This is a genomic window from Streptococcus equinus ATCC 9812 (assembly GCF_000187265.1).
GTDB lineage: Bacteria > Bacillota > Bacilli > Lactobacillales > Streptococcaceae > Streptococcus > Streptococcus equinus.
The window spans coordinates 16,844-43,526 of record NZ_GL698430.1; the positions used below are offsets into that span (position 1 = coordinate 16,844).

Annotated in this window: 24 protein-coding genes; all 24 read right to left on the reverse strand. The window is 38.2% G+C overall.

Going from position 1 to position 26,683, the window contains the following annotated elements; translation table 11 throughout:
* Positions 1–16 precede the first annotated feature (16 nt).
* Positions 17–1,501 carry a threonine synthase gene (gene thrC, locus HMPREF0819_RS06765; RefSeq protein ID WP_044023439.1) on the reverse strand — a complete coding sequence of 495 codons (1,485 nt, stop codon included), beginning with the start codon at positions 1,499–1,501 and terminating at the stop codon, positions 17–19.
* A gap of 352 nt (positions 1,502–1,853) precedes the next feature.
* Positions 1,854–3,647, reverse strand: a complete 1,794-nt coding sequence (locus HMPREF0819_RS06770; RefSeq protein WP_003067237.1) for an acyltransferase family protein — start codon at positions 3,645–3,647, stop codon at positions 1,854–1,856.
* Entirely contained in the window at positions 3,644–4,024 is a 381-nt protein-coding gene (locus HMPREF0819_RS06775; RefSeq protein ID WP_003067239.1) for an MORN repeat-containing protein, read from the reverse strand. Before HMPREF0819_RS06775 ends, HMPREF0819_RS06770 begins: the two co-directional genes overlap by 4 nt.
* Positions 4,025–4,040: 16 nt before the next feature.
* Positions 4,041–4,472 carry a low molecular weight protein-tyrosine-phosphatase gene (locus HMPREF0819_RS06780; protein WP_003067241.1) on the reverse strand — a complete coding sequence of 144 codons (432 nt, stop codon included), beginning with the start codon at positions 4,470–4,472 and terminating at the stop codon, positions 4,041–4,043.
* 209 nt (positions 4,473–4,681) lie between these two features.
* Positions 4,682–5,680, reverse strand: a complete 999-nt coding sequence (ruvB, locus tag HMPREF0819_RS06785; protein WP_003067244.1) for a Holliday junction branch migration DNA helicase RuvB — start codon at positions 5,678–5,680, stop codon at positions 4,682–4,684.
* A 172-nt stretch (positions 5,681–5,852) separates the two neighbouring features.
* Positions 5,853–6,755, reverse strand: a complete 903-nt coding sequence (locus HMPREF0819_RS06790) for a helix-turn-helix domain-containing protein (protein ID WP_003067247.1) — start codon at positions 6,753–6,755, stop codon at positions 5,853–5,855.
* Between the two features lie 155 nt (positions 6,756–6,910).
* Positions 6,911–8,209 (reverse strand): adenylosuccinate lyase, encoded by a 1,299-nt coding sequence (purB, locus tag HMPREF0819_RS06795; RefSeq protein ID WP_003067249.1) that lies wholly within the window; start codon positions 8,207–8,209, stop codon positions 6,911–6,913.
* 89 nt (positions 8,210–8,298) lie between these two features.
* Positions 8,299–8,523: a hypothetical protein gene (locus tag HMPREF0819_RS06800; RefSeq protein WP_003067251.1), complete on the reverse strand. Its 225-nt coding sequence runs from the start codon at positions 8,521–8,523 to the stop codon at positions 8,299–8,301.
* Positions 8,524–8,542: 19 nt separating this feature from the next.
* Complete coding sequence (gene purK / locus HMPREF0819_RS06805) at positions 8,543–9,634, reverse strand: 5-(carboxyamino)imidazole ribonucleotide synthase (protein WP_003067254.1); 1,092 nt, start codon at positions 9,632–9,634, stop codon at positions 8,543–8,545.
* A complete protein-coding gene (gene purE, locus HMPREF0819_RS06810; protein WP_003067257.1) occupies positions 9,621–10,109 on the reverse strand; it encodes a 5-(carboxyamino)imidazole ribonucleotide mutase in 489 nt (162 codons plus the stop codon). The genes purK and purE overlap by 14 nt, the downstream gene beginning before the upstream one ends.
* Positions 10,109–10,558 (reverse strand): 2-thiouracil desulfurase family protein, encoded by a 450-nt coding sequence (locus HMPREF0819_RS06815; protein ID WP_003067260.1) that lies wholly within the window; start codon positions 10,556–10,558, stop codon positions 10,109–10,111. Before HMPREF0819_RS06815 ends, purE begins: the two co-directional genes overlap by 1 nt.
* Positions 10,548–11,810 (reverse strand): phosphoribosylamine--glycine ligase, encoded by a 1,263-nt coding sequence (purD, locus tag HMPREF0819_RS06820; RefSeq protein ID WP_003067263.1) that lies wholly within the window; start codon positions 11,808–11,810, stop codon positions 10,548–10,550. The genes HMPREF0819_RS06815 and purD overlap by 11 nt, the downstream gene beginning before the upstream one ends.
* A gap of 365 nt (positions 11,811–12,175) precedes the next feature.
* Complete coding sequence (purH, locus tag HMPREF0819_RS06825; protein ID WP_003067266.1) at positions 12,176–13,723, reverse strand: bifunctional phosphoribosylaminoimidazolecarboxamide formyltransferase/IMP cyclohydrolase; 1,548 nt, start codon at positions 13,721–13,723, stop codon at positions 12,176–12,178.
* Between the two features lie 71 nt (positions 13,724–13,794).
* Entirely contained in the window at positions 13,795–14,346 is a 552-nt protein-coding gene (gene purN, locus HMPREF0819_RS06830) for a phosphoribosylglycinamide formyltransferase (RefSeq protein WP_003067269.1), read from the reverse strand.
* The gene (gene purM, locus HMPREF0819_RS06835) at positions 14,346–15,365 is read right to left on the reverse strand and encodes a phosphoribosylformylglycinamidine cyclo-ligase (protein WP_033152113.1); all 1,020 of its coding nucleotides are present in this window, start codon (positions 15,363–15,365) and stop codon (positions 14,346–14,348) included. The genes purN and purM overlap by 1 nt, the downstream gene beginning before the upstream one ends.
* Before the next feature lie 31 nt (positions 15,366–15,396).
* Positions 15,397–16,860 (reverse strand): amidophosphoribosyltransferase, encoded by a 1,464-nt coding sequence (purF, locus tag HMPREF0819_RS06840; protein ID WP_003067274.1) that lies wholly within the window; start codon positions 16,858–16,860, stop codon positions 15,397–15,399.
* A gap of 96 nt (positions 16,861–16,956) precedes the next feature.
* Positions 16,957–20,682 carry a phosphoribosylformylglycinamidine synthase gene (locus tag HMPREF0819_RS06845; RefSeq protein WP_003067276.1) on the reverse strand — a complete coding sequence of 1,242 codons (3,726 nt, stop codon included), beginning with the start codon at positions 20,680–20,682 and terminating at the stop codon, positions 16,957–16,959.
* A gap of 49 nt (positions 20,683–20,731) precedes the next feature.
* Entirely contained in the window at positions 20,732–21,442 is a 711-nt protein-coding gene (gene purC, locus HMPREF0819_RS06850; protein ID WP_003067278.1) for a phosphoribosylaminoimidazolesuccinocarboxamide synthase, read from the reverse strand.
* Between the two features lie 125 nt (positions 21,443–21,567).
* A complete protein-coding gene (locus HMPREF0819_RS06855; protein WP_003067281.1) occupies positions 21,568–21,810 on the reverse strand; it encodes an acyl carrier protein in 243 nt (80 codons plus the stop codon).
* A 17-nt stretch (positions 21,811–21,827) separates the two neighbouring features.
* Positions 21,828–22,823: a phosphate acyltransferase PlsX gene (gene plsX / locus HMPREF0819_RS06860; RefSeq protein WP_044023440.1), complete on the reverse strand. Its 996-nt coding sequence runs from the start codon at positions 22,821–22,823 to the stop codon at positions 21,828–21,830.
* A gap of 135 nt (positions 22,824–22,958) precedes the next feature.
* Positions 22,959–23,714 carry a DNA repair protein RecO gene (gene recO, locus HMPREF0819_RS06865; RefSeq protein WP_003067284.1) on the reverse strand — a complete coding sequence of 252 codons (756 nt, stop codon included), beginning with the start codon at positions 23,712–23,714 and terminating at the stop codon, positions 22,959–22,961.
* Positions 23,704–24,879 carry a pyridoxal phosphate-dependent aminotransferase gene (locus tag HMPREF0819_RS06870; protein WP_003067286.1) on the reverse strand — a complete coding sequence of 392 codons (1,176 nt, stop codon included), beginning with the start codon at positions 24,877–24,879 and terminating at the stop codon, positions 23,704–23,706. The genes recO and HMPREF0819_RS06870 overlap by 11 nt, the downstream gene beginning before the upstream one ends.
* Positions 24,880–25,065: 186 nt before the next feature.
* Positions 25,066–26,037 (reverse strand): ribose-phosphate diphosphokinase, encoded by a 972-nt coding sequence (locus HMPREF0819_RS06875; protein ID WP_003067288.1) that lies wholly within the window; start codon positions 26,035–26,037, stop codon positions 25,066–25,068.
* Positions 26,038–26,167: 130 nt separating this feature from the next.
* On the reverse strand, positions 26,168–26,683 hold a 516-nt coding region (locus tag HMPREF0819_RS06880; RefSeq protein ID WP_003067291.1), incomplete at its 5' end, for a CHAP domain-containing protein.

A 26,683-nucleotide genomic window follows, 5' to 3' on the forward strand; every position in this document is an offset into this window, starting at 1 on the left:
TCTCAGCTTCTACTTTTTAAAGTCCCAAATAATCTTCGACAGCTTTTTGCATATCACTTGTCGCAACAACTGCCCTATGTCGAACTTCAGCTGTTTCAAGTCCATCGACAGCTTTCGGAATAACGACACCTGATAATTTTTCAAGTTCTTTTACTGCAGCAAAATCGTCTGCTGGAGCTTTTCCACTCACTGCTTCAACTGCCACACGTGGGAATTTATATGGACTTGCTGTTGAGGCAATGACCGTTGGCGTGTGATCTCCTGTACGTTCAACATATTTTTGATAAACAGCTGATGCAACTGCCGTATGAGGATCTTCAACATAGTCAGAAGCATCATAAACACGCTTAATCTCAGCCGATGTTTCAGCTTCTGTTGCATATCCAGCTTCAAACATATCAAGAATTTCTTGATTGACTTCTGGAAGTGTATATTCACCTTGTGTAGTCAGTTTTTCCATCAATTCTTTTGTCTTAGCAGCATCATTACCCAAAAGGTGGAAAATCAAACGCTCTAGGTTAGAAGATACCAAGATATCCATTGAAGGACTTGTTGTTACTTTAAAGTCACGTTTTTTATCATAAGTCCCTGTTGTAAAGAAATCAGTCAACACTTTATTTTCGTTCGATGCACAGATTAATTTACCTACTGGAACACCAATTTGACTAGCATAATAAGCTGCTAAAATGTTACCGAAGTTTCCAGTTGGAACTGTAATATTAACTTTGTCACCAACTTTAATATGACCAGTTTTGACAAGCTGAGCATAAGCATAAACGTAATAAACAACTTGAGGCACCAAGCGACCAACATTCATTGAGTTAGCTGACGAAAATTGGGTTTTGTGGGCAAGCAATTTTTCACGCAAAGCCACATCATTAAACATACGTTTGACATCCGTTTGAGCATCATCAAAATTACCAGTAATTGCAACAACATGAGTGTTATTACCAGTTTGAGTTGTCATTTGGAGTTCTTGAATTTTGCTGACACCGTCTTTAGGATAAAAGACAATGATTTCAGTTCCGGGAACATCTGCAAAACCTGCCATGGCAGCTTTACCAGTGTCACCCGATGTCGCTGTCAAAATTACAATTTTATTGTCAACACCTTGTTTCTTAGCTGATGTTGTCAAAAGGTAAGGCAAAATCGACAAAGCCATATCCTTAAAGGCAATCGTTGAACCATGGAAAAGTTCAAGATTATATTGGTCACCCAATTTCACTACTGGAGCAATCGCTGGGGTATCAAATTTTTCATCGTAAGCTGAGTTGATACAGTAATCTAACTCCTCTTCAGTAAAATCATCCAAAAAAGCTGACAAGACCAATTTTGCTACTTCTTGGTATGAAGCATCCTTTAAAGCATTAAAATCTAAAGCTACTTTTGGAATTGACACAGGGGTAAACAAACCGCCGTCAGTTGCCAATCCTTGTAAAATAGCTTGGCTAGCAGTTACTTTGTTATTTTCGTCACGAGTTGATTGGTAAATTAACGTCATCGCAAATTCCTCATTTTTAGATAGTCTTGCACCAATTGTATCACAATTATCAGAAAATTTATACAGTTTTACGCTATTTATTAAAAAAAGCACCCTTTCGGTGCTGTTACAACTTACTATTTACCCCAGCGTGAATCTACGCCCGCAATTGAAATCCAGACACTTGCCAAAACATCATAGAACAACTCAGCCACTTGTTTTACCCCTTCTCTCACGTTTTATGTCACATATATTATAACGCTATCAAACGTTGATGTAAAGGGATTTTTGATATATTTTTGACGTCATATTTTCTCACATAGATTGACAGTTTCTAACATAAAAAAAGCCAACCGAAGTTGACTTTTCTGTATTAATTATCCGATTCACCTTTTGCAGGCTTTTTAGCTGATTTATCAATGGCCTGTTGAATTGTCTTAACGTAAAGATTAGCTCCTTTTGTATTGGCATCGCTGTAGTGAACACCATCAGTGCCATTCCAAATTTCAGGATGATTCGTCGCTGCTTTATACCAATCAGCAACCGTAATGTAACTATAAGACTTCGCTAAGCTCAATTCATAATCACGCGCCTCTTTAACCTTCGCTTCATCACCAGCATTGTACGGCGTAACAATAACTAAACGATAGCCATCTGGCAAAGCATCAATAAATTGTTGAATATCTTCTTGATAATGATCTAGTGAGTTTACACCGATTGCCAGAACTGTCGTTTTAGAAAGAGTACCACTAGAAATTTCATTTTGGAAAATTTCAAAAGCATTATCAAAACTTCGACTAACCGCCGCATCTAACTGCACATTCGGAAGCAATGTCGCAAACGACGCACTTGAACGAAGAGCAACAGAATCTCCAATAACAGTGACATCACTCAACGCTCCCGCATCTCCTGCCGCTACCGTATGAGTACGATTTAAATTCACTTGAGATTGTTGAAGCGAACTAACTAAAAGACTTGTCTCAAATTTTCCTACCGCAGGTGCCGTCATAACTGTCACAAGCGTCACCACAGCTAATGCTGCCGAACCACCTAACATCCATTTCTTGTAAGGTTCTAAGTCTAATGGTTTACCAAACAATTTCGGTGATTTTCCAGCAAGGAATGGTTCAACAACATAGTAAGACAAGGTTGAAAATACCAATGAAAGAATAACTGTTAGCAAGACAGCAAAACCATTTGACATCAACTGAGTAAAGATAATGTAAAACGGCCAGTGGAACAAATAAACACCATAACTGACATCTGCTAGATAATTGATAATGGCAGGCTCTTTAGCATTTGGAGTTTGGTCGTTCAAAATACGCGCCGCATAAATCATCACCGTAGCAAATAAGCTTGCCAAAACAAAACCAAATAAGTAGGTGATACGTTGATCAAACTTCAATATAAACATCAACAGCACTAACAAAGCTGCGCTCACTAGCATTGTCAAAATGCTACGCTTTGTAGACCACAATCGGACATTCTTTTTAAAGCGAGCAGTCGTCTCTTTAATCCCTGTCATTGTCGCAGCCATTGCCCCCAAGAAGAATGGGAAACTGTGCGTTAGAGATGAGAAGTAAATTGTTGACACATTATCAACAAAAAATGCTCGGACGAACATGGATAGAAAACTTCCTGCGAAAAATACCAAAGAAAGTCCAAAAATCAAACTACGGAATTTTGCTAAACTATCCTGACGTCTTCCTAGTAACCAAACTAAAAATCCCCAAATTAGATAAAAATGCATCTCAATTGCTAAACTCCATGTATGAACAAAGAGATGAGGGATAAATTGTGTTTCGTAATTACCACCTGTAATGATTTCATAAAAGTTTGTCGTGAAACCTATCACCGCAGCCACTTGACTACCAATACTTGCCACATAATCTCTACGGACTAAGTAAGTAAACGGCATAACAATCAAAATCATTAAAATTAATGGCGGAACGATACGGTAAAAACGTCTCTTATAAAATCCTAAAAGATCAATTTTCTTACTTCGTGAATACTCATCAATCAGCAATGCTGTAATCAAATACCCTGAAAAAGTAAAGAAAATGTCAACACCAATAAAACCGCCTGGAAAAGCCGTTTTAAAGAAATGGTAGAACAGAACCAACAAAAGTCCTGTCACCCTAACCATTGAAAACCATTTTATTCTCATTTTTGAAAAATCCCCTGTTTAAAGGTTCCTGTATATACCTTACCATTTTGTGCAGTCAAAACGCCTTCGCCATCTGGTTGACCATTTTTGAACTCACCTTTATAAATCCAACCAGAATGTGACGTAAAGACGCCTTGCCCTTCAAAAACTCCATCTACAAAATCACCTTCATAGACATCGCCGTTCTCATATGTCAACTTACCTTGACCATTCATACGATGATTAACCACATAACCTGTGTAGGTAATTTTACCATTATCGTATATCAATGTTGTTTTTGATTTTATCGTTAATGCAAAAACCGATAAACCACAAACAATAAGAATTAAAACCGTCAGAAGCTCGAGGCGACCTCTGGTTAATTTGATTTTTTTCATTTTACTCAACTTCTCTTTAAGAATTTCTTAGTCGCGCTAGCCACTGTTCACAACCACGCTTAACCAAATCATAAGTAGTATCAAAATCACCTGTATACCATGGATCAGGTACTCCACCATCCACAAAAAGAAAGATTTTATCATCAAATCTACCACGTGATATTTGTTTTAAATCTGCCACATTATTGGCATCCATACCAATAATAACATCAAAGTCACAAAAGTCTTGATATGAAATCTGTTGGGATGACTTGTAATTATCATAAGCAATCTGATGCTTTTTAAAAATTTCTTGTGTTCCATGATGAATAGGATTGCCATGCTCCCAACTTGATGTTGCACGACTCTCGATAAGCAGATGTTCATCACTTATCAAATCTTTCATCACAAATTCTGCCATTGGACTTCGACAAATATTTCCTAGGCAAACAAAACAGATTTTTTTCATTTTTTCTCCTACGAGTTATCAGCATCTTGCTTAAAAACTTCATCTACCATTATAACAAAAAATAGTACCTTATCACATGCTAATTACTTTTTTAGCAAAAGGAGAGAGCCCTGCTAAGCAGAGCCCTCTCAGGAGATTATGAAAAAGAAAAGTTTTAGGATTGTTTATAGTATAAGAAAACATGCTTAAATAAAGCTTAAGCATGTTTTTTATTTTTCTATATAAGGATATCCTAAATGTTCATATGCCTTAGCAGTTGCCACGCGCCCAGTTCTGGTACGCATGATAAATCCTTTTTGAATCAAATAGGGTTCATACATATCTTCAACCGTATCACGTTCTTCTGCGATATTAACAGAAAGAGTCCCTAGACCAACAGGCCCACCATTATAAACTTCAATCATCGTGCGCAAGATTTTTTGGTCAATATAATCAAGTCCCTCGTGATCAACATCAAGCATCGTCAACGCTTTATCTGTAATGCCTTTTGTGATGATACCATCGCCCATGATTTGGGCATAATCACGCACACGTTTCAATAAACGGTTAGCGATACGTGGCGTTCCACGACTGCGTCGTGCTAATTCTTGTGCGGCTTCATGGACAATTTCCATCTCAAAAATATCAGCCGTACGTTCTACAATTTCTGTCAAATCTTCAACAGCATAATATTCCATGTGACCAGTGATACCAAAACGTGCACGCAATGGATTTGAAAGCATCCCTGCACGCGTTGTCGCACCAATTAAAGTAAAAGGTGGCAATTCTAAATGGACACTACGACTAGTCTCACCATTACCAATCATAATGTCAATATAGAAATCTTCCATAGCGCTGTAAAGCACCTCTTCTACTGCCATTGGCATACGATGGATTTCATCAATAAACAACACATCACCTGGTTCTAAGTCATTCAGAATCGCAACCAAATCACCAGCCTTTTCAATAGCCGGTCCAGAAGTTTGTTTTAAATTCACCCCTAATTCATTAGCAATCACAAATGCCATTGTCGTCTTACCTAACCCCGGAGGGCCAAACAACAGCACATGGTCCAATGACTCATCTCGTAATTTAGCAGCTTCAATAAAAATTTTCAGCTGATTTTTTACCTTATCCTGTCCAATATATTCTTTTAAATACTGAGGACGAAGCGTACGTTCCACAAACTCTTCATCACCCATAATATCATTGTCTAAAATTCTGCTCATAGCCTTATTATACCAAAACAAAGACCATCAGTGAATTGTTTGATAATCAATTATAATCCCCACCAACTAGTTAAAAGAATTGAAAATACCTTCATTGTTAACTTCTCCTCTCCTTTCCCAATTTCTAATATTATTGTAAAAGGTTTCAAGAAAAAACAACATGACAAAAATGTCATGTTGTTGTATCGAATTTCCATTCTTCTTTAAGTTTGTTTTCTAGGTAAACATCACCGATTAATCTTGCAAATAAAGTTGCGTGTGTAAAAGATTGTTTTGCACTGTCATAATCATGTTTAAACTTCAAATAATATTTCCATTCAACTAAGCTTAAAATTGGGCGACGTTGAAAATCATGAATCTCAGTCATAATCCTATCGCTTATCTTAATCACTTTATAAACGTAGTCTTCTCGTTCAAATTTAAAAGCCAGAGCAATATTATTTAACAACACATTATTTAAAATCAAACTAGTCTCCGGCGTAACATGACTTTGATTTAATAAACAATCCATCAAATTATCGTAAATATCCAAACTGTAAATTCCAGTATACGCTTTAGCAGATGCCATGCATACACAGTAAAGATCAATCAAAATTAAATCATTGATATTAAAAGTCTCTTTACGAATAACTTGATCAAAATAATCATTTAAAATACCATCACCAAAATTTACGTCATCACTAAAATGAACATCAAATTTTGACTGTAAACAATCTATGATGAGTTTCTCTTCTTCAGGAATAATATCATAATAATTTTCTGATATCTCATCAAAATAATCATTTTTCCGATCAACTCTCTCTTGATCGCCATACGTCGGTGTCCTAAGCAACAAATACTTCAGCTCTTTATACCGCTTTGGTAATTCTAAGCTATCGCCGTCTGTCAGGGTTCCGAGTTTTACACCAAGGCGATTAGCAATGAATTGTGCTTTACTTAGGTTAGGTATCGATTGATTTAGCTCAATTCGTGCTAGTTGTCGTACGGATAATTCGGTCTCGTCCCCACAGAATTCTTCGCGTGAGATTCCCTTTTTCTCCCGCAAAATACGAATTTTGTTCCCAAATTTTTTCACTTCTATCTCCTATTACAAAAAAAGTTGGTATATTTTATATTTTAACATAACGCTTTTTTGCAACAAAACATTTTCATTAAAAACAACAAATTTTCTAATAAAATATTTAACAAAAAAACGCCTGAGACAAACATCTCAGACATTTTTCTATTATATTAGTCACCTAAACCGATCCGTTCAAAGATTTCATCAACACGTTTAGTGTAATATGATGGGTTGAACAATTCATCAATTTCGTCTTGTGTCAAACGTGAAGTGACTTCTTCGTCAGCTTCAAGAAGTGGTTTGAAGTCAACTTGATTGTCCCAAGAATAAGCTGTCTTAGGTTGAACAAGGTCATAAGCTTGTTCACGTGTCATACCTTTTTCGATTAATTTAAGCATTACACGTTGACTGAAGATAAGACCAAATGTAGAACCCATGTTGCGAATCATGTTTTCTGGGAAAACAGTCAAGTTTTTCACAATATTGCCAAAACGGTTAAGCATGTAATCGATAAGGATTGTTGTATCTGGTGAAATGATACGTTCAGCAGATGAGTGAGAAATGTCGCGTTCATGCCAAAGTGACACATTTTCGTAAGCTGTAATCATGTGACCACGGATAACACGTGCAAGACCTGTCATATTTTCTGAACTGATTGGGTTGCGTTTGTGAGGCATAGCTGAGCTACCTTTTTGACCTTTAGCAAAGTATTCTTCAACTTCACGTTGTTCAGATTTTTGAAGACCACGGATTTCAGTTGCCATACGTTCGATTGATGTTGCAATACTTGCAAGAACTGCAAAGTATTCTGCATGAAGGTCACGTGGAAGAACTTGTGTTGAAATTTCTTGTGCACGAATACCAAGTTTTTCACACACATAAGCTTCAACAAATGGTGGAATGTTAGCGAAGTTACCAACAGCACCTGAGATTTTACCAGCTTCAACACCAGCAGCAGCGTGTTCAAAACGTTCGATGTTACGTTTCATTTCACTGTACCAAGTTGCCAATTTCAAACCAAAGGTAGTTGGCTCAGCATGGACACCGTGAGTACGTCCCATCATGATTGTAAATTTATGTTCTTTAGCTTTGTTAGCAATGATTTCAAGAAAATTATGCAAATCTTTGCGGATGATTTCATTAGCTTGTTTGTAAAGGTAACCATAAGCTGTATCAACAACATCAGTTGATGTCAAGCCATAGTGCACCCATTTACGTTCTTGTCCAAGACTTTCAGAAACCGCACGTGTAAAAGCAACAACGTCATGACGTGTTTGTTGTTCAATTTCCAAAATACGATCAACGTCAAAACTTGCATTAGCACGAATTTTAGCCACATCTTCTTTAGGAATTTCACCTAATTCAGCCCAAGCTTCGTCAGCCAAAATTTCAACTTCAAGCCAAGCTTTGTATTTGTTTTCTTCACTCCAAATTGCCGCCATCTCAGGGCGTGAATAACGATCAATCATGTTTAAGATATTAAGGGCATTAAGCGAATAAGGTTAACACCCTAGCTCCTTTCCTTTTTTTAGTTATATCAATAAAATAACTAACAAAATTAATTAAAATCTTCCTTACCAATTTCAACAGATGGATAGTGAGGTAAAGTTGTTAAATCTGTATCAAGTGGCAAATCATAAACAGCAAGGTAATCATTGGGGTACTTATTTGTCAGCTCTTCCATTTTTTCAGAAATACGAGACCTATCAGAAGAAGCAAAAACGACTTCAACGATAGCTTTCTCAACATTATCAATATAAGCATGAACAATGATTTTCAGCATATTTTCCCCGATTAACACTTTAAAAATCCATTCCTTCCCCCATTTCCGCAATGGTATCTGGTTCATCACTAAACAAAGTAATGTGTCCCATTTTGCGGTTATGCTTTGCCTCTAGTTTACCATAAAGGTGGAGGTGAGCGCTAGGATTTTCATTAACATATGCTTGCGCTTTGTCCATATGTTGACCAAGAACATTAAGCATAACAGCTGGTTGGTGCAAGTGAATCTTAGGAAGAGGCAAACCGAGAATTCCTAAAATATGTATATCAAATTGTGAAAAATTACAAGCCTCGATTGAATAGTGCCCAGAATTGTGAGGGCGTGGTGCGATTTCATTGACAATAATGTCATCAGATGTTGCAAACATTTCAATACATAGTGTTCCAGACAATTCTAGTTTTTCAGCAATTTGAACAGCCATTGCTTGTGCTTTTTTAGCAAGTTCGTCAGAAATGCGAGCTGGCACGATTGTCTTAGATAGAATGTTATTACGATGAATATTTTCTTGCACTGGGAAAACAGTCATATCCGTGCCATTTCCTGAAACAATCACAGATATTTCAAGGTCAAAATTCACAAATTCTTCCAAAACACACTCATAAGAGTTTGCTAATTTGTTAGCGTCAGCTAAATCATCTGCTGACTTAATCACGATTTGCCCGTGACCATCATAACCACCAGTTGCTGTTTTCAAGACATAATTCTTGGATAAATCAATATTCTCAAGGTCAAGGCTCGATATCACAACCTTATAAGGTGCCACTTTCACACCTGCTTTTTGAGACAAAAAGTTTTTCTCAAAGATACGATTTTGTGAAATGCGAAGTAGGTCAGTTCCTTGTGGCAATTGATTGTCTTTAACCACAGCATCCAAAGCCTCCGCATCGACATTTTCGAACTCATAAGTAAGCACATCGCAACGCTCTGCCAATTCACGTATCGCATCAACATCATCGTACGGTGCCACAATCATATCACTAACACGTGATGCTGGGCAATCCGCTGTCGGGTCAAGGGTAACCACCTTGTGCCCCATATAAATAGCTGAAATAGCCATCATCTGACCTAATTGTCCACCACCGATAATACCAATTGTTTTAGTCGAGTTCATCTGTTGATGCCTCCGCAACCTTACCTTGTTCGATAGCAAATTTTTCTAGTTTTTCTGCCAAAGCTGCATCTTCAATCGCCAAAATACGAAGAGCTGTCAAAGCTGCATTTTTAGCTCCTGATTCACCAATCGCCATTGTCGCAACTGGTACACCACCGGGCATTTGAACGATTGAATAAAGAGAATCAAGTCCACTAAGGGCACGTGATTTCACAGGAACACCAATAACTGGAAGTGTTGTTTTTGCTGCGACCATACCAGGTAAATGCGCAGCACCACCAGCACCAGCAATAATCACCTTGATACCACGACCTCGTGCTTCTTCGGCATGTTTAAACATCAAATCTGGTGTACGATGAGCTGAAACAACTTTCTTCTCATAAGCCACACCAAATTCATCAAGTACTTCTGCTGTTTTTTTCATGGTAGCCCAATCTGATTTGCTACCCATGATAACTGAAATTAATGGTTTCATTATTTTCCTTCCAATTGTTTTATATCTTCAACATCAAGAACAAGATAACCAAGTTTCTTTAATTTTTGAGTAAAAAGTCCGCTACCTGCTACTTTTTGACCAGAAAAATTTCCATCATAAATTTGATTGACACCACACGACGGACTGCGTGATTGTAAAACTGCTAGGTCAATTTGTTTGCCAGAAATCTCATTGACACAACGCTCAATTCCTTTTTCAAACAAATCATCGTAACAATTTCCCATCTTATCGAGAACGTGTCCGTCTACTAATTCAACAGGTTCTCGTGGTGTAGGAAGCCCAGCTAAAACTTCTGGACAAATAGCTATTACATCTTTGTCAGCAACATAATCAACAAGAGCTTGGTTGTAATTATGACCGCCATTGTACTTATATCTCTCACCCAAGAGACATGCACTGACTAAAATACATTTAGGTTTAGCGTCCAAGAGCTTTACTTCCAATATCGTTACGATAGAAAAGACCTGTTGTATCTTGTTTGGCAAGTTCTGCATAGATAACATCTTGAGCTGATTTTACATCATCTTCTGTCGTCACTAGCATATACACACGTCCACCATTTGAAAGAAGGGAATTATCTTCAGCAAATTTTGCTCCCGCATAATAAGTAATAACATCACCTGATGTTTTTGCAGGAAGGTGAACACCTTTTTCATAGGCAACAGGATAACCTTCTGAGGCAACCACTACACCAAGAGTCACACCTTTATCTGTCCATGTAATTTTTGGAACTTTTCCATCCAAAATATCAGTCATATTTTGTGCAAAATCAGATGTCAAACGTGGCAAGATAACTTGTGTTTCAGGGTCACCAAAACGTGAATTGAACTCGATAACTTTTGGTCCATCAGCTGTCAAGATAAGACCAGCGTAAAGAACACCAAGATATGGACGACCTTCAGCAATCATACCGTTAAGAACTGGCTTAACAATTGTTTCAACGGCAGTGTCAATTACAGATTGTGGCAAATGTGGCACTGGTGCGTAAGCTCCCATACCACCAGTATTAGGACCTTTATCACCGTCAAAAGCACGTTTGTGGTCTTGTGCTGTTGGCATGATGTAGAATTTATCACCATTGACAAAAGCAAACAATGAGAATTCTTCACCGTCAAGAAATTCTTCGATAACCACGCGCGCACCAGAATCACCAAATTTATTATCAAGCAACATTTCATGTGCGGCTTCTACCGCTTGATCAACTGTTTCAGCAACAACCACACCTTTACCAAGTGCCAAGCCGTCTGCTTTGACAACAATCGGTGCACCATGTTCTTCAATATAACTCTTTGCTTGTTCAAAATCTGAGAAGGTGCTGTAAGCCGCTGTTGGAACATGGTATTTAGCCATGATTGATTTAGCAAAGTCTTTAGACCATTCAAGTTCTGCTGCAGCTTTACTTGGTCCAAAAGCTTTTAAGCCAGCTGCATTAAAATCATCAACAATTCCTGCTGCTAAAGCATCATCAGGACCGATAAATGTCCAAGCAACGTCATTTGCTTTTGCAAAATCAATCAGTTTAGAATGTTCGGAAATTCCGATATTTACTAAATCAAGTCCGTCAAGTGTCATTCCATCGTTACCAGGTGCTACAAAAACCTGACTCACCTGAGGAGATTCCAACAACTTCTTAGCAATAGCGTGCTCACGCCCGCCAGAGCCAACAACTAAAAGTTTCATAAGTAAAAATACCTCAATAGAAAACAATCATAGGAGCTAGCGCTCCACTATCAACAAAGCACGCAAAAACAAAACGTTTTTACGAATTATCTAGATATATTATATCACATTTGTTCGGAAATAGATAAAAATCCCGTGATAAGTTTTGAAAAATTACATTAAATATAAAAAATCCCAATCAATTTAGATTGGGATGGAATCGGATTATGAAAAAAAGTTTATTTAGGAGTTATTTTAGTATAGGTATTCTTACTTAAGTGAGGCTTAAGAATAACTTATAAAAAACTTAAAGCAAAAGCACCTTAGCTTTCAGCCAAGATGCCTTGCGGTGAAATATTAAATAAAGGAAGTAAAATTAGTCAATCTTAATGACGGAAATGGCGAACACCTGTAAATACCATGGTAATGCCGTATTTATCAGCCATGTCGATTGATTCTTGGTCACGAACTGAACCACCAGGTTGGATGATAGCTTTCACACCTGCAGCAGCAATTTCTTCAACGTTATCTGCAAATGGGAAGAAAGCATCACTAGCAAGAACAGCACCGTTAAGACGGTCTTTAGCTTGGTCAAGTGCAATACGAACTGAAGCTACACGGTTTGTTTGACCAGGACCAACACCAAGTGTCATGTGGTCATTTGTCACGATGATACCGTTAGATTTAACATATTTGATTGATTTCCAAGCAAATTCAAGAGCTGCTTTTTCTTGGTCAGTTGGTTGACGTTTTGTCACAACTTTCCAGTCAGCTGGATTTTCTTCGATAACATCTTGGTTTTGAACCAAAAGTCCACCAACAACACCAGTGTATTCTTTTTCTAATTGGCTAGCTTCTTGAGCATCAAACGGCAATTGAAGAATACGCATATTTTTCTTCTTAGTTGTCAAAATTTCAAGAGCTTCATCAGAATAGCTTGGCGCAATGATGATTTCAAGGAAAATAGCGTGCATTTTCTTAGCTGTTGCGGCGTCAACTTCGCGGTTAAGCACAACGATTCCACCAAAGATTGAAACAGGGTCTGATTCATAAGCGTAATCCCAAGCTGTTTCGATGTCATCTGCTTGACCGATACCACATGGATTCATGTGTTTAAGCGCAACAACAGTTGGACGGTCTTTGAAATCACGGATAATGCGGATAGCAGCATCTGCATCGCGAATGTTGTTAAATGACAATTCTTTACCGTTCAATTGTTTAGCAGAAGCAATTGAGTAATCTGTTGGCAAAGCTTTTTGGTAGAAATCAGCATCTTGTTGTGGGTTTTCACCATAACGCATTGGTTGCTTCAAATCATAAGTGATTGTGAGTTTTTCAGGTTTTGTTTCACCAACTTGTTTTGTAAAGTATTCCGCAATCAAAGCATCGTATGCTGCAGTGTGACGGAAAACTTTTGCTGCCAAACGTTGACGAGTTTCAAAGCTTGTTTCGCCATTAGCTGACAATTCATCCAAAACAACTGCGTAATCAGCAGGGTCAACAACAACTGTGACGCTAGCGTGGTTTTTAGCCGCAGAACGAAGCATTGAAGGTCCACCGATATCAATGTTTTCAACTGCATCAGCATAAGTGACATCTGGTTTCAAGATTGTTTCTTTGAATGGGTAAAGGTTAACCACGACAAGATCAATCAATTCAATATGATTGTCTTTTGCTGCTTGAAGGTGGCTGTCAAGGTCACGACGAGCCAAAAGACCACCGTGGATATTTGGGTGAAGCGTCTTCACACGACCATCCATCATTTCTGGGAAACCAGTCACATCATCAATCGCAATTGTATCAACACCTGCTTTATCAAGCGCAACTTTTGTTCCACCAGTTGAGATAATATCCCAACCAAGTTTTTTCAATTCTTGAGCAAATTCAACAATGCCCGCTTTGTCAGAAACACTAATTAGTGCACGTTTTGTCATTTTTTCTCCTTTAAAAAGATGTTACTGCTATTTTTTAAATTTAAAGTCATCACAAAGCATAAGTTATGAGATTACTTTTTCTCAACTCCCAAGCTCTCTAAAACCTCAGGATAAAGCTTATACTCATTTTCATGAATGCGAGCTTCAAAGCTTTCAATGGTATCGTCAGCCAATCGAGGCACACGAACTTGTTTAATCACTTTTCCTGTGTCAACGCCATTGTCAACCCAGTGAATGGTAACGCCAGACTGATCAACGCCAGCTTCCCAAGCATCATCAATACCATGAGCACCTGGAAATTCAGGAAGATAAGCTGGATGAATATTAATGATTCGAGCTTCGTAAGCTGCAAGCAAAGTCGGTCCAACAATTTTCATATAACCAGCCAAGCAAACCAAATCAATGTCATATTTTTCAAGCAAAGCTACAATTGCTTTTTCATAATCTACTTTACTATCAAACTCTTTAAGCTCAAAAGCATGAGCTGTCACACCGATTTTTTCTGCACGTTCTAAGACATATGCATCTCGGTGGTCTGAAAAGACAAACTCAACCGGAAACTGCTCTGCAATGACTTGAAAATTTGACCCATTACCACTCGCAAATACTGCGATTTTTTTCATTACTTAATCACCACACTTGCATCAGCTTTTTTGACGATACGACCAAGTTCGTAAACTGGTTCGTCAAGCAATTCTTTCACGCGCTCAACTTTATCAGGACTAACTGCCATCATCAAACCAATACCCATGTTGAAGATTTCAAACATTTCTTCGTGTTTGATATTGCCATATTTTTCAAGAGCTTTGAAAATTGGAAGAACAGGAATTTTATCTTCTTCGATTTCAGCAGCCAAATCATCAGCGAACATACGTGGAACATTTTCAATGAAACCACCACCAGTAATGTGAGCAATACCATTTACCAATTCTTCTTTGATAAGTGGAAGTACCGCTTTAACATAGATACGTGTTGGTTCAAGAAGTACTTCTTTCAATTTTTTACCTTCAAGTTCTGGAAGAACTTCTTCCCCTGTGTAGTCAGCAAAAACACGACGAACAAGTGAGTAACCATTTGAGTGAATACCACTTGAAGCAAGCCCAAGAAGAACATCACCATCAGAAACTTTTGAACCATCAATGATTTGTGATTTTTCAGCAACACCTACTGCAAAACCAGCCAAATCATAGTCATCTTCACCATACATACCAGGCATTTCAGCAGTTTCACCACCGATAAGAGCTGCGCCAGATTGAACACAACCTTCAGCAACACCTGCAACGACTTGTTCAAGTTTTGCAGGTTCATTTTTACCAGTTGCAATGTAATCTAGGAAATAAAGTGGTTCAGCACCAGCTGCAATGATGTCATTAACACACATAGCAACACAGTCTTGACCGATTGTATCGTGTTTATCATATTTGATGGCAAGCATGAGTTTTGTTCCCACACCATCAGTCCCTGAAATCAAAACAGGTTCTTTCACGCCAGTTTTTGTAAGGTCAAACATACCGCCAAAGCCACCAAGAGCTCCCATAACACCCGCACGTTCAGTACGCGCAACGTGTTTTTTGATACGTGCAACAACTTCATAACCCGCTTCAACATCAACACCAGATTGGGCATAAGCATTTTTTGTCATAATATTTTTCTCCTTTTGGGAAATAGCAGAGCTATTTATTCTCATTAACTTCGTGAATATAGAAACTTGTTTTTTCTTCCAAGCTCTTGAGGTATGCTTCTTCGTAATCGTAAAGTGGTGTTGGATACTTACCATCAAAGTATGCCACACAAAGACCACCGTTTGGAGCATCTGTATCAAGACCAATTGACTCAATCAAACCATCAATTGATAGGTAAGTTAAACTATCAGCTCCGATAATCTCACAAACTTCCTCTTTGGTATGATTAGCCGAAATCAACTCACGACGATTTTGAATGTCAATACCGTAGAAACATGGGTATTTCAATTCTGGACTACCGATTGCAACGTGAACTTCTGTCGCGCCAGCTTCACGTAGCAGGCGAACGATACGACGTGATGTTGTTCCACGTACGATAGAATCGTCAACCATGACAACGCGCTTACCTTTAACAACACCAGATACGGCTGAGAGTTTCATGCGAACACCTTGCTCACGTAATTCTTGTGTTGGTTGAATGAAAGTACGTTGTGTGTATTGATTTTTCACCAAGCCCATTTCATTTGGGAGACCTGACTCTTCTGCAAAGCCCATGGCTGCTGAAAGTGATGAATTCGGTACACCAACGACGATATCAGCTTCATGATGGAACTCTTGCGCCAAACGTTTCCCCATATTTTTGCGAGCTGTGTGAACATTAACACCATAAATATCACTATCAGGACGAGCGAAGTAAATGTATTCCATTGAACAAATAGCAAGTTGAGTATCAGTTGTGTAGGTATCATACTGGATACCATTGTCATCAATGATAACAAGTTCACCTGGTTTTACATCGCGAACCCATTTCGCACCGATCACTTCAAACGCACATGTTTCACTTGAAACAACCCAAGCACCGTTATCCATTTGACCGATTGACAATGGACGGAAACCATTTGGATCAAGCGCAGCAATCAACTTGTCTTTTGTCATCAAGAGATAAGCAAAGCCACCTTTAACAGTATTAAGAGCTTCTTTGACTTTGCCGATAAACTTTGGATTGTGGCTACGTCGAATCAAGTGCATCAAAATTTCAGTATCTGATGATGCGTTAAAAATCGCACCTTCGTTTTCCAATTCTTTTTTCAATGAAACAGCATTTGTCAAATTACCATTGTGGCAAAGACCAAATTGTTCATCTGTAAAGTTGTAAAGAAAAGGTTGAATATTGTTAATTGATGCTGAACCTGCTGTCGCGTAACGAACGTGACCAATTGCTGCAGTCCCTGTCAATTTTTCCAAATCAGCAGGATTTTTAAACACATCTGACAGGAGACCTGTATTACGGTGCTGAAGAAGTTTACCGTTATCGTTTGTGACGATACCAGCACCTTCTTGACCGCGGTGTTGAAGACTGTGGAGCCCAAAATAAGTAACGTGAGCTGCTTGAGGATGTCCCCAAATCCCAAACACACCACACTCTTCGTTAAGAGATTTAACTTCGTATGTCATTCTTTTTTATTACCTAAAAATTCCTTTGACAAGTTGACAAAGGGTACTCACGTACCTTGTCATTGTCATTTCTATAAAATATATTTATCATGGATATTAAGCTTTAGTGAAATATTCAACAGCGCTACGGAACAAGTGTTGGTCTTTATTTCCTGGAATATTTTGGAAAAGTCCATCTTCGTAACGTTCTGAGTGTCCCATCTTACCGATGATTTGTCCGTTCTTACTTGTGATACCTTCGATAGCATTAACAGAACCATTTGGATTGTATTTAGAATCCATGCTTGGTTTACCATCAAAGTCAACGTATTGACTAAAGATTTGTCCGTTGTCACGAAGTTCAGCGAACTCTTCATCAGTCACAACAAATTTACCTTCACCGTGTGAAACTGGGATAGCATAAACATCACCAACTTCAACTCCAGCAAGCCAAGGTGAGTTCGTATTAGCAATACGTGTTTCAACCATTTTCGCAACGTGTTGGTTAGCATCATTGTAGAAAAGAGTTGGACTTGTTTCAGTAGCATCTTCAAAGTTACCGTATGGAAGAAGACCTGATTTAACAAGGGCTTGGAATCCATTGCAGATACCGATGATAAGACCACCTTTTTCAATAAAGGCATCAATAGCTGCACGAACTTTTTGGTTGAGTAAGATGTTGATGATAAATTTAGCTGAGCCATCTGGTTCATCAGCGGCAGAGAAACCACCAGCAAAGAAGATAATGTTAGCTTTATTGATGTTGTCAACCATTGTGTCAACTGAGGCTTCAATTGCTGCTTCATTAAGTGTGACAAATGGAACCAAATTAACTTTTGCACCAGCTTGTTCAAAAGCTTTAGCTGAATCATATTCTGAGTTGGTACCAGGGAAAACTGGGATGTAAACGAGTGGTTCAGCAACTTTTTGACTTGCTTTGATGACTGCATCTGAAGCTACTGCTGGGACTTCTTCAAGTTTAGTACTTTGTTCAAACTCAGTTGGGTAAACTTCTTCAAGTGTTCCTTCAAAGGCTGAAAGGAGTTTTTCACAAGCAAGATTGACACCATTGACAGTAAGTGTAAAGTCAGCTGTTGTTTCACCGATTTTAACTGCGTCAGCAATTTCTTCAGCAGATGTAAAGATGAAGCCTCCGAGTTGAGCTGTCAAGCTAGTAGCAAGCTCTGCCAATTCAACCTTAGCACCGATGTGGTTACCAAAGCTAGCAAGTGCTAGGCTCTCCATCACACCACCATATTTAACAGCTGAAGCTGATGTGATATGATGTGCTTTTTGAATCGCTTCAAACTTAGCGAAGTTAGCTTTAATCAAATCAAAATCAATATCTTGTGAAATAGCTTGTCCTGGAATGTAGTAAACATTTTCTCCAGCTGCTTTAAATTCTGGTGAAAGAACTTTACGGCTATCTGCTGTTGTCACACCAAAGGCAACCAATGTTGGTGGCACTGTCAATTCTTCAAACGTACCAGACATTGAGTCTTTACCACCGATTGATGGTAAACCAAGTTGGATTTGTGCTTCGATTGAACCAAGGAGTGCTGAAACAGGTTGACCAAAACGTTCAGATTTTTTATCCATACGTTGAAAATATTCTTGGTAAGAGAAACGCGCTTTAGACCAGTTAGCACCAGTTGCTACCAAACGAGCTGTTGCTTCGATAACAGCATAAGCTGCACCGTGGTATGGTGACCATTCAGCAATATAAGGGTTGAAACCTTGTGCCATGACAGAAGCTGTTGTTGTCACACCATTTTGAACAGGAAGTTTTTGAACAGAACTTTCTGTTGGAGTGATTTGATAACGTCCACCAATCGGATGGTTAACTGTTGAACGACCAACTGAACTATCAAAGATAGTTTGCAAACCTTTTTGGCTAGCATGATTAAGGTCTGAAAGAACATTTACAGTATCAGCTTCAAGAGTTGTTGCTGATGTTTTGCGTTGTTCTGGCATATCAACCGTGCTGTCAACAACATTTGCATCAACAACCACGCGCACACCGTTTGTATCAAGGAAACGACGTTCAATATCAACGATAGTTTGACCATTCCAAGTCATGACAAGGTTTGGTTTTTCAGTAACTGTCGCAACTACTACAGCATCGATATTTTCTTTGTGGCATTCCTCTACGAAAGCCTCAACATCTTTTGGACGAACCACAACCGCCATACGTTCTTGTGATTCTGAAATAGCAATTTCAGTTCCGTTAAGACCTTGGTATTTCAAAGGCACTTTGTTAAGGTCAATTTCAAGACCATCTGCCAATTCACCGATTGCAACACAGACACCACCAGCACCAAAGTCATTTGATTTTTTGATAAGGCGAGTCACATTACCATTACGGAAAAGACGTTGAATTTTACGTTCTTCAATGGCGTTACCTTTTTGAACTTCTGCACCAGCTGTTTCAACAGATTCGACTGTTTGAACTTTAGATGAACCAGTTGCACCGCCGACACCATCACGACCAGTTTTACCACCGAGAAGAATAACGACATCGCCAGCTTCTGGTTTTTCACGAACAACATTACCTTTAGGAGCTGCACCGACAACGGTACCTAGTTCCATACGCTTAGCAACGAAACCTGGGTGGAAATATTCTTTAATGTAAGTTGTTGCAAGACCGATTTGGTTACCATATGAAGAATAACCGTGAGCTGCTATTTTTGAAATCACTTGTTGTGGCAATTTACCAAGACGAGTTTCTGAGATTGGTGTTGTAATATCACCAGCACCTGAAATACGCATCGCTTGATAAACATATGAACGTCCTGACAATGGATCGCGGATTGCACCACCGATACATGTTGCCGCACCACCGAATGGCTCGATTTCTGTTGGGTGGTTATGTGTTTCATTTTTGAACATCAAAAGCCAAGGTTCTTTGACACCATTCACGTCAACTTCAATTTCAACAGAACATGCATTGATTTCATCTGAAACTTCCATATCATCCAAACGACCATTGGCACGTTCATAACGACCAAAGATAGTCGCCATATCCATCAATGTTTGTGGTCTTTCAGAACGACCTAGTTCATCACGCATAGCAATGTATTTATCATAAGTTGCTTGCAATTGTTTTTGGAATTTAGACGCTGAGAAATTAATGTGTTTAAGCTCAGTTTCAAATGTTGTGTGACGACAGTGGTCTGACCAATAAGTATCTAAAACTTTCAATTCAGTTTCAGTTGGCACACGCCCAATTGATTTGAAATAAGCTTGGATGAATACAAGGTCATCAACTTCCATCGCCAAACCTTGCTCAGCTTTATAATCAGCAAATTCAGCTGCCGTATAAGTTTTGAAGAAATCAAGAGTTGGAATTGTTTTATCAGATTCTGAAAATGCTTGAGGCGCAATACCCGTCGTAATATCTTTAAAACGAGAATCAACAGGATTAAGAAGATAATTCTTAACCGCATCAAGTTCAGCAGTATCAATATCTTTATTCACAAGATAAAGCTGCGCTGTATTAACTGTCACATCATTGCTACTACCAAGAAGGAGCAAAGCTTCTTGTGATGAAGCTGCACGTTGGTCAAATTGACCAGGAAGTGACTCAATAGCAAAGAAAGCATAATTAGCAAGTTCAGCAACTACTTCATCTTCTGCCAAGATATTATCTGTAACTTGTTCAGAAAAGATATGTTTTTCAGCACGTTCAAAAAGTGAGTCTGCTAATCCAAAAACATCATACACTTGAACAATACGCAAATCTGTCAAGCTTGTTAACTGAAGATTATGTTTAAGTTCTTTAACAAGCGCTTGAGCTTTGATGTTGAAATTTGATTTTTTCTCAACGAAAATTCGTTTATTCATTTTTTACCCTTTTTAGAAATTCTTTTGACACTCTAGAAATCGCAATTACTTAGTCAAGTTCTTTTAGTTTTTCAAGAACCACTTCGTAAACATCAGTCAAACTACCCAAGTCACGACGGAAAACATCTTTATCCATGTGGTGACCTTCAGCATCCCAAAGGCGGCAGTTATCTGGTGAAAATTCATCCGCAAGAATAATTTTGCCATCTTTGTCTTTACCAAATTCCAATTTGAAATCAATCAAAGTAAGACCGATTTGTTTGAACCATTCTTTCAAAAGTTCGTTAATACGACGTGTTTCAGCTTTGATGTAAGCAATGTCTTCTTCACTTGCAATTCCAAGGAATTTCACATGTTCATCATTAATGAATGGATCATCCAATTCGTCATTCTTATAGTAGAACTCAACGATCGGTGTATCTAATTTAATACCTTCTTCAACACCAAAACGTTTTGAGAATGACCCAGCAGTAACATTACGCAAAACAACTTCAAGTGGAACAATATCAACTTTTTTGTTCAATTGTTCGGTTTCTGACAATTGTTTAACAAAATGAGTGGCTACACCTGCTTCATTCAATTTTGTAAAAATTAAAGATGAGATTTGATTATTAAGAACGCCTTTACCTTTAATAGTCTCTTTTCGAGCACCATTAAGCATAGTAGCTTGATCTTTGTAGACTGAAATAATCAAGTTCTCATCTTCTGAAGTTGTGTAAATATCTTTAGCTTTTCCCGTATAAATTAGTTGTCGTGACATGTTTTTGTTCGCCTTTCGCTTTTATTCTACTAAATTTTAACACATGCTCAAACCAATTTCAACATTTAACAGACTTTTTAATGAAATAAAATTAAAAACGTCCGCTTTTTGCGAACGTTTTTTCTTTATTTTACTCTATTATAGAGATATTCCATCATTTCTCCCATACATTTCATGTCTTCAACATCTTCATCAGGGATTTCCAAATGGAATTCATCTTCAAGATTGATAACAAATTCTGTCAAAGCAATAGAATCAACTCCCAAATCATCGTGGAGACTCGTTGTTTGTGTAATCTCCAAATCAGGCTTATTCATCTGCTCCTTGATGATGAAACTAATCCTTTCAAAAATAGCCTCTTTTGTCATCTCATCCTCCCTTTTCGTTAATCTTTCAGTGTGAATGCTTCTACTAATTGACCAACAACATTAGTATCTAACATCTTACGAGCTTGTCTAATAGTATAATAAACAGCTTGCGCATCACTTGAACCATGGCATTTGACAACAGGTGTTTTAAGTCCGAAAAGAACTGCTCCACCAGCACTTGAATAATCCATAGTATCTTTCAAACTATACAAGCTATCTTTCAATAGAAGAGCACCTAATTTAGCCTTGAATCCGCCTGATTTAATAGAAGATTTCAAAGCCCCCATAATGTTAAGAGCAGTTCCTTCCATTGTTTTAAGAACAGCGTTTCCTGTGAAACCATCTGATACCACAACATCAGCAACACCATTCATCAAATCACGCGCTTCAACATTTCCAACAAAATTCAAGGTGTCATCTTCAGCTAATAAAGCATAAGTTTCCTTGTGAAGAGGATCACCTTTAGTAGATTCTGTACCATTATTAAGCAAACCAACACGTGGTTTATCAATCCCGCGAACATTCTTAGCATAAAATGAACCTAAGATAGCATACTGATGCAAATGTTTTGGTGTATTTTCAGCATTAGCACCAAGGTCTAGCATATCGTATCCTTTGCCATCCAAAGTTGGTAATGTAGACATAAGACCTGGACGATCAATCCCTTTAATACGTCCAACTACAAACAAGCCTGCTGCTAGAAGAGCACCTGTATTTCCTGCAGAAATAACAGCGTCCGCTTCACCTTCTTTGACAGCTTTGGCACCAAGCACCATACTTGCTTTCTTTTTACGACGAATTGCTTTAGCCGGCTCATCATCTGAATTAATTTTTTCATCTGTATGAATAATTGACACACGCTCTGTCGCTGTCAAATATTTTTTAATTTTTGCTTCATCTCCATAAAGTTGAACCTCAATATCTGAGAATTCGGCTACGGCACGATTGACTCCTTCAACAATAGCTTTAGGAGCATTGTCCCCACCCATAGCATCAATAGCAATTTTTTTCATATGAATTTCCTCACAAAACATTATCGCTTTATTATAGCATGATTCGAGTTTTTTTTCATTTTTCGAAAATAGCAGAGCAACTTTCAGAAAAAAGCCACCTGACAAACACAGCAACAAGTGTTTATCAAGTGACCTTTATTTCATAATATTTCCCCAAGAACCTAAATCATCGATGAACTTCTTACTCTTCAATCGAACACCGACATAGTTATCATAGATATCATCGATAAATAAACGCAGTTTTCGTTTCATGTCAGGTTTAACCGAAATTGTCTTTAACTCATCAAATTGAATGGCTTGAAAACGATCAAGGAGATAAAGCATATTTGGATCAACATGACTTCGATGCTCATCTTTTGCATAATGCTCTGGGCAAAGCAAGCCAGTATACTTATGAGAAAAATCAAAAGGAAGTCCTACACGATGACAAAATGCACATTCATGCAGATTCAGACTAATACCAAAGCGCTCCAAAATCTGAATCTCAAAGATATTCGTCAAGATTTCATAATCAAGACCCTCTTCCATCAAAGATAAAGTCTTGTTCAAAAAAGCAAACAACTGCGAATCAGCCACATTATCAGGCACAGCAGCATCAGCCAAAGAAGTTACATAAGAAGCATATGACAACTTAAATAAATCAGCATTGATTTCCTTAAACGAAGCCACTTCCTTATAATCCTCGATGAACGACAAACCATTGTCGTTAATTTTCACGATAAATTTAGCAATGGTCAACGGCTGAATCACAGAATTAAAGCGAGATTTTCCCGCATGTCTCACAAAAAACATATGCTTGCCATCTGTTTCTGTAAAAATCTTAACTAGTTTGTCATCCTCACGATAATTGCGATTATAGAGGACAAGACCATAAGTTTCTTTAGTTTGCATGTTCTTCCATAAATTCTTTCAAACGATCCATCGCTGTAGTAATTGTTTCCATGCTAGCTGCGTAAGATAAACGAACATAACCTTCACCGTACTGACCAAAGGCAACACCTGGGATAAAGGCAACAGCCTTTTCACGCGCGAAACTTTGACAGAATTTAAATGAATCTTGTTCATAACCAGCAGGAATTTTGGCAAAGATATAGAAAGCTCCATCTGGTTTAATAATCTTAAATCCAAGAGCAGACATTTTATCCATAATATAATCACGACGTTTCAAATACTCAGCTTTCATTGGAAGAGCATCATCTTTACCAACAGAAAGAGCTTCAATAGCCGCAAATTGTGCCATCGTCGCTGCAGCCGTTACCAAATATTGGTGACTCTTAATCAACTGAGCAGTGAAAACAGCAGGCGCAAAAACCAAACCAATTCGCCAACCAGTCATGGCATGAGATTTAGACAGACCATTAATCAAAATAGTTTGTTCTGGAAGGTACTCAGCAATCGATACGTGAGGTTCATTACTATAAGTCAACTCAGCATAAACTTCATCAGAAATTACAAAAACATCATATTTCTTGAGCACATCAGCCAACTCTTTGATTTGTTTACGTGAATAAGTCACACCAGTCGGATTCGTTGGATAATTTAGCAAAACCGCTTTTAGCTTATCACCTTGTTCTAAAATTGCTTTTTCAAGCATTTCTGGCGTCAAAACAAAATCATTATCAGTTGTATCAATTTCAACAATTTCAGCACCCACAAGATTAGCAATCGGTTCATAACCTGGATAGGCTGGCGCTGGCAAAAGAACTGTATCACCAGGTTCTAAAATAGCAGTCAATGTAGCTGATAGAGCTTCAGTAGCTCCAATTGTAACCAAAATTTCATTGTCAGGGTTGTATGACAAATTGTACTTTGTTTTTACAAAATCAGCTGCAGCTTGACGAAGAGCAGGTAAACCAGCCATACCAGTATAATGTGACTGATTGGCATCAATTGCAGCCTTAGCTGCTTCTTTAACATGATCAGGTGTTGTAAAATCAGGCTCACCAAGAGTCAGTTTCATAATCCCTGGTACATCCGAAATGGATTGATCAAATTGGCGAATTAACGACACTTCAATCTTATCTAAATTTTTATTAAAACGATCTGTTAAACTCATAGTTTCACCTCAAAAATCTAATTACATCTATTATACATAAAATTCTAATAATTATACACCCTTTTTTGATTTAGCCACAACGAACTCCAAAAAGAGATTTTGTAAGTTATTCACATGTGCACAGTCCAAAATAAAAACCGCTGGCAGATAAACCAACGATTTTTTTACTTACTCTAAAATTAATTATTAACGGTCGTTAACTCCCACTTCAAACAATGGTGACAACGGACGTTTTTCATGAATACGAGTAATTGCTTCTGCAATTAATTCTGCAATTGAAATTTGTTCAATTTTATCAATTAAACGTTCTTCTGGAAGGTAAATGGTATCCAAAACTACCAATTTCTTAATAGCTGAATTTTGGATGTTATCAAGAGCTGGACCTGAAAGGACTGGGTGAGTACATGAAGCATAAACTTCTGTTGCACCAGCTTCAGCAAGAGCGTCAGCTGCGTGACAAATTGTACCTGCAGTATCAATCATGTCATCAATCAAGATACATTTTTTACCTTTAACATTACCAATGATGTGCATAACTTCACTGGTATTCATTTTTGTAACACTACGACGTTTATCAATGATAGCAATCGGTGTTTGGAGGAAGTGTGCCAATTTACGAGCACGTGTCACACCACCATGGTCAGGGCTAACAACAACAACATCGTCTCCGACCAATCCGTGACGATCGAAATAATCAGCGATCAATGGTGCACCCATCAAATGATCAACTGGAATATCAAAGAAGCCTTGAATTTGAGCAGCGTGCAAATCAACAGTCAAAAGACGATCAACACCTGCTACTTCAAGCATATTTGCTACTAATTTAGATGTAATTGGTTCGCGTGAACGAGCTTTACGGTCTTGACGTGCATATCCATAATAAGGAATAACTACGCTAATTTTTTCAGCACTAGCACGTTTAAGAGCATCAACCATGATTAAGATTTCCATCAAATTATTATTAACTGGTGAGCTAGTTGATTGCAAAATAAAGACATGGTCGCCGCGAATTGATTCTTCAATATTGACTTGGATTTCACCATCAGAAAATTGACGTACAGATGATTTTCCGAGCTGAATTCCCATAGCCGAAGCTACTTTTTCTGCTAATTCTTTGTTTGACGATAAGGCAAACAATTTTAAATCAGAATAAGACATGATTTCCTCCAAAGTTTTTATCCTTTACCATTTTAACGTTTTTTCGGCTTTTTTTCAATGACAAATGCGTTAAATCCGCTTAAATACAGGGAAATAAAAAAAGAGAGGGGGAATCCCTCTCACAGATTTATTATTGGTAGATGTAGTAGACAGTACCGCCACCCCAAGTTGATGAAGTTGGGTTAAACCATCCACGGTAGTTACCGATTGAAGAGTTACCAGAGTAGTTCGCTTCCATAACTTGGATGTTAGTTGAACTTTGAACAGCTGTTACGTAAGCAACGTGTCCGTATCCACCACCATCATATGGCCATACAGCGACAGCACCAGCTTGTGGTGTAGTACCTACTGAATGACCTGCAGCTTGTGCGCTAGCAATCCATTGGTTTGCATTACCCCAATAGTTACCAACCCATGAAGCAAGTGATTTTACACCCCAAGTACATTGACCTACTGGGTAAGTGTTACCTGCTGTATTAGCTGATGGTGTTACTGAACTTGGTTTGGCAGCAGCTGATTGTGCTGCTGATGAAGTATTTTGTACTGGTTTAGCAGCTGGTTGTGCTGCTGATGAACTGTTTTGCGCTGGTGTAGTAGCAGTTGGTTGTTCTGCTGATGAACTGTTTTGCGCTGGTGTAGTAGCAGC

Excerpts from the sequence above, each read along its gene's own strand:
- thrC (WP_044023439.1), bottom strand. The coding sequence starts at position 1,501 with ATGACGTTAATTTACCAATCAACTCGTGACGAAAATAACAAAGTAACT.
- HMPREF0819_RS06770 (WP_003067237.1), bottom strand. The coding sequence starts at position 3,647 with ATGAGAATAAAATGGTTTTCAATGGTTAGGGTGACAGGACTTTTGTTG.
- HMPREF0819_RS06775 (WP_003067239.1), bottom strand. The coding sequence starts at position 4,024 with ATGAAAAAAATCAAATTAACCAGAGGTCGCCTCGAGCTTCTGACGGTT.
- HMPREF0819_RS06780 (WP_003067241.1), bottom strand. The coding sequence starts at position 4,472 with ATGAAAAAAATCTGTTTTGTTTGCCTAGGAAATATTTGTCGAAGTCCA.
- ruvB (WP_003067244.1), bottom strand. The coding sequence starts at position 5,680 with ATGAGCAGAATTTTAGACAATGATATTATGGGTGATGAAGAGTTTGTG.
- purB (WP_003067249.1), bottom strand. The coding sequence starts at position 8,209 with ATGATTGATCGTTATTCACGCCCTGAGATGGCGGCAATTTGGAGTGAA.
- HMPREF0819_RS06800 (WP_003067251.1), bottom strand. The coding sequence starts at position 8,523 with ATGCTGAAAATCATTGTTCATGCTTATATTGATAATGTTGAGAAAGCT.
- purK (WP_003067254.1), bottom strand. The coding sequence starts at position 9,634 with ATGAACTCGACTAAAACAATTGGTATTATCGGTGGTGGACAATTAGGT.
- purE (WP_003067257.1), bottom strand. The coding sequence starts at position 10,109 with ATGAAACCATTAATTTCAGTTATCATGGGTAGCAAATCAGATTGGGCT.
- purD (WP_003067263.1), bottom strand. The coding sequence starts at position 11,810 with ATGAAACTTTTAGTTGTTGGCTCTGGCGGGCGTGAGCACGCTATTGCT.
- purH (WP_003067266.1), bottom strand. The coding sequence starts at position 13,723 with ATGACAAAACGTGCACTAATTAGTGTTTCTGACAAAGCGGGCATTGTT.
- purN (WP_003067269.1), bottom strand. The coding sequence starts at position 14,346 with ATGAAAAAAATCGCAGTATTTGCGAGTGGTAATGGGTCAAATTTTCAA.
- purM (WP_033152113.1), bottom strand. The coding sequence starts at position 15,365 with ATGACAAAAAATGCTTATGCCCAATCTGGTGTTGATGTTGAAGCGGGT.
- purF (WP_003067274.1), bottom strand. The coding sequence starts at position 16,860 with ATGACATACGAAGTTAAATCTCTTAACGAAGAGTGTGGTGTGTTTGGG.
- HMPREF0819_RS06845 (WP_003067276.1), bottom strand. The coding sequence starts at position 20,682 with ATGAATAAACGAATTTTCGTTGAGAAAAAATCAAATTTCAACATCAAA.
- purC (WP_003067278.1), bottom strand. The coding sequence starts at position 21,442 with ATGTCACGACAACTAATTTATACGGGAAAAGCTAAAGATATTTACACA.
- HMPREF0819_RS06855 (WP_003067281.1), bottom strand. The coding sequence starts at position 21,810 with ATGACAAAAGAGGCTATTTTTGAAAGGATTAGTTTCATCATCAAGGAG.
- plsX (WP_044023440.1), bottom strand. The coding sequence starts at position 22,823 with ATGAAAAAAATTGCTATTGATGCTATGGGTGGGGACAATGCTCCTAAA.
- recO (WP_003067284.1), bottom strand. The coding sequence starts at position 23,714 with ATGCAAACTAAAGAAACTTATGGTCTTGTCCTCTATAATCGCAATTAT.
- HMPREF0819_RS06870 (WP_003067286.1), bottom strand. The coding sequence starts at position 24,879 with ATGAGTTTAACAGATCGTTTTAATAAAAATTTAGATAAGATTGAAGTG.
- HMPREF0819_RS06875 (WP_003067288.1), bottom strand. The coding sequence starts at position 26,037 with ATGTCTTATTCTGATTTAAAATTGTTTGCCTTATCGTCAAACAAAGAA.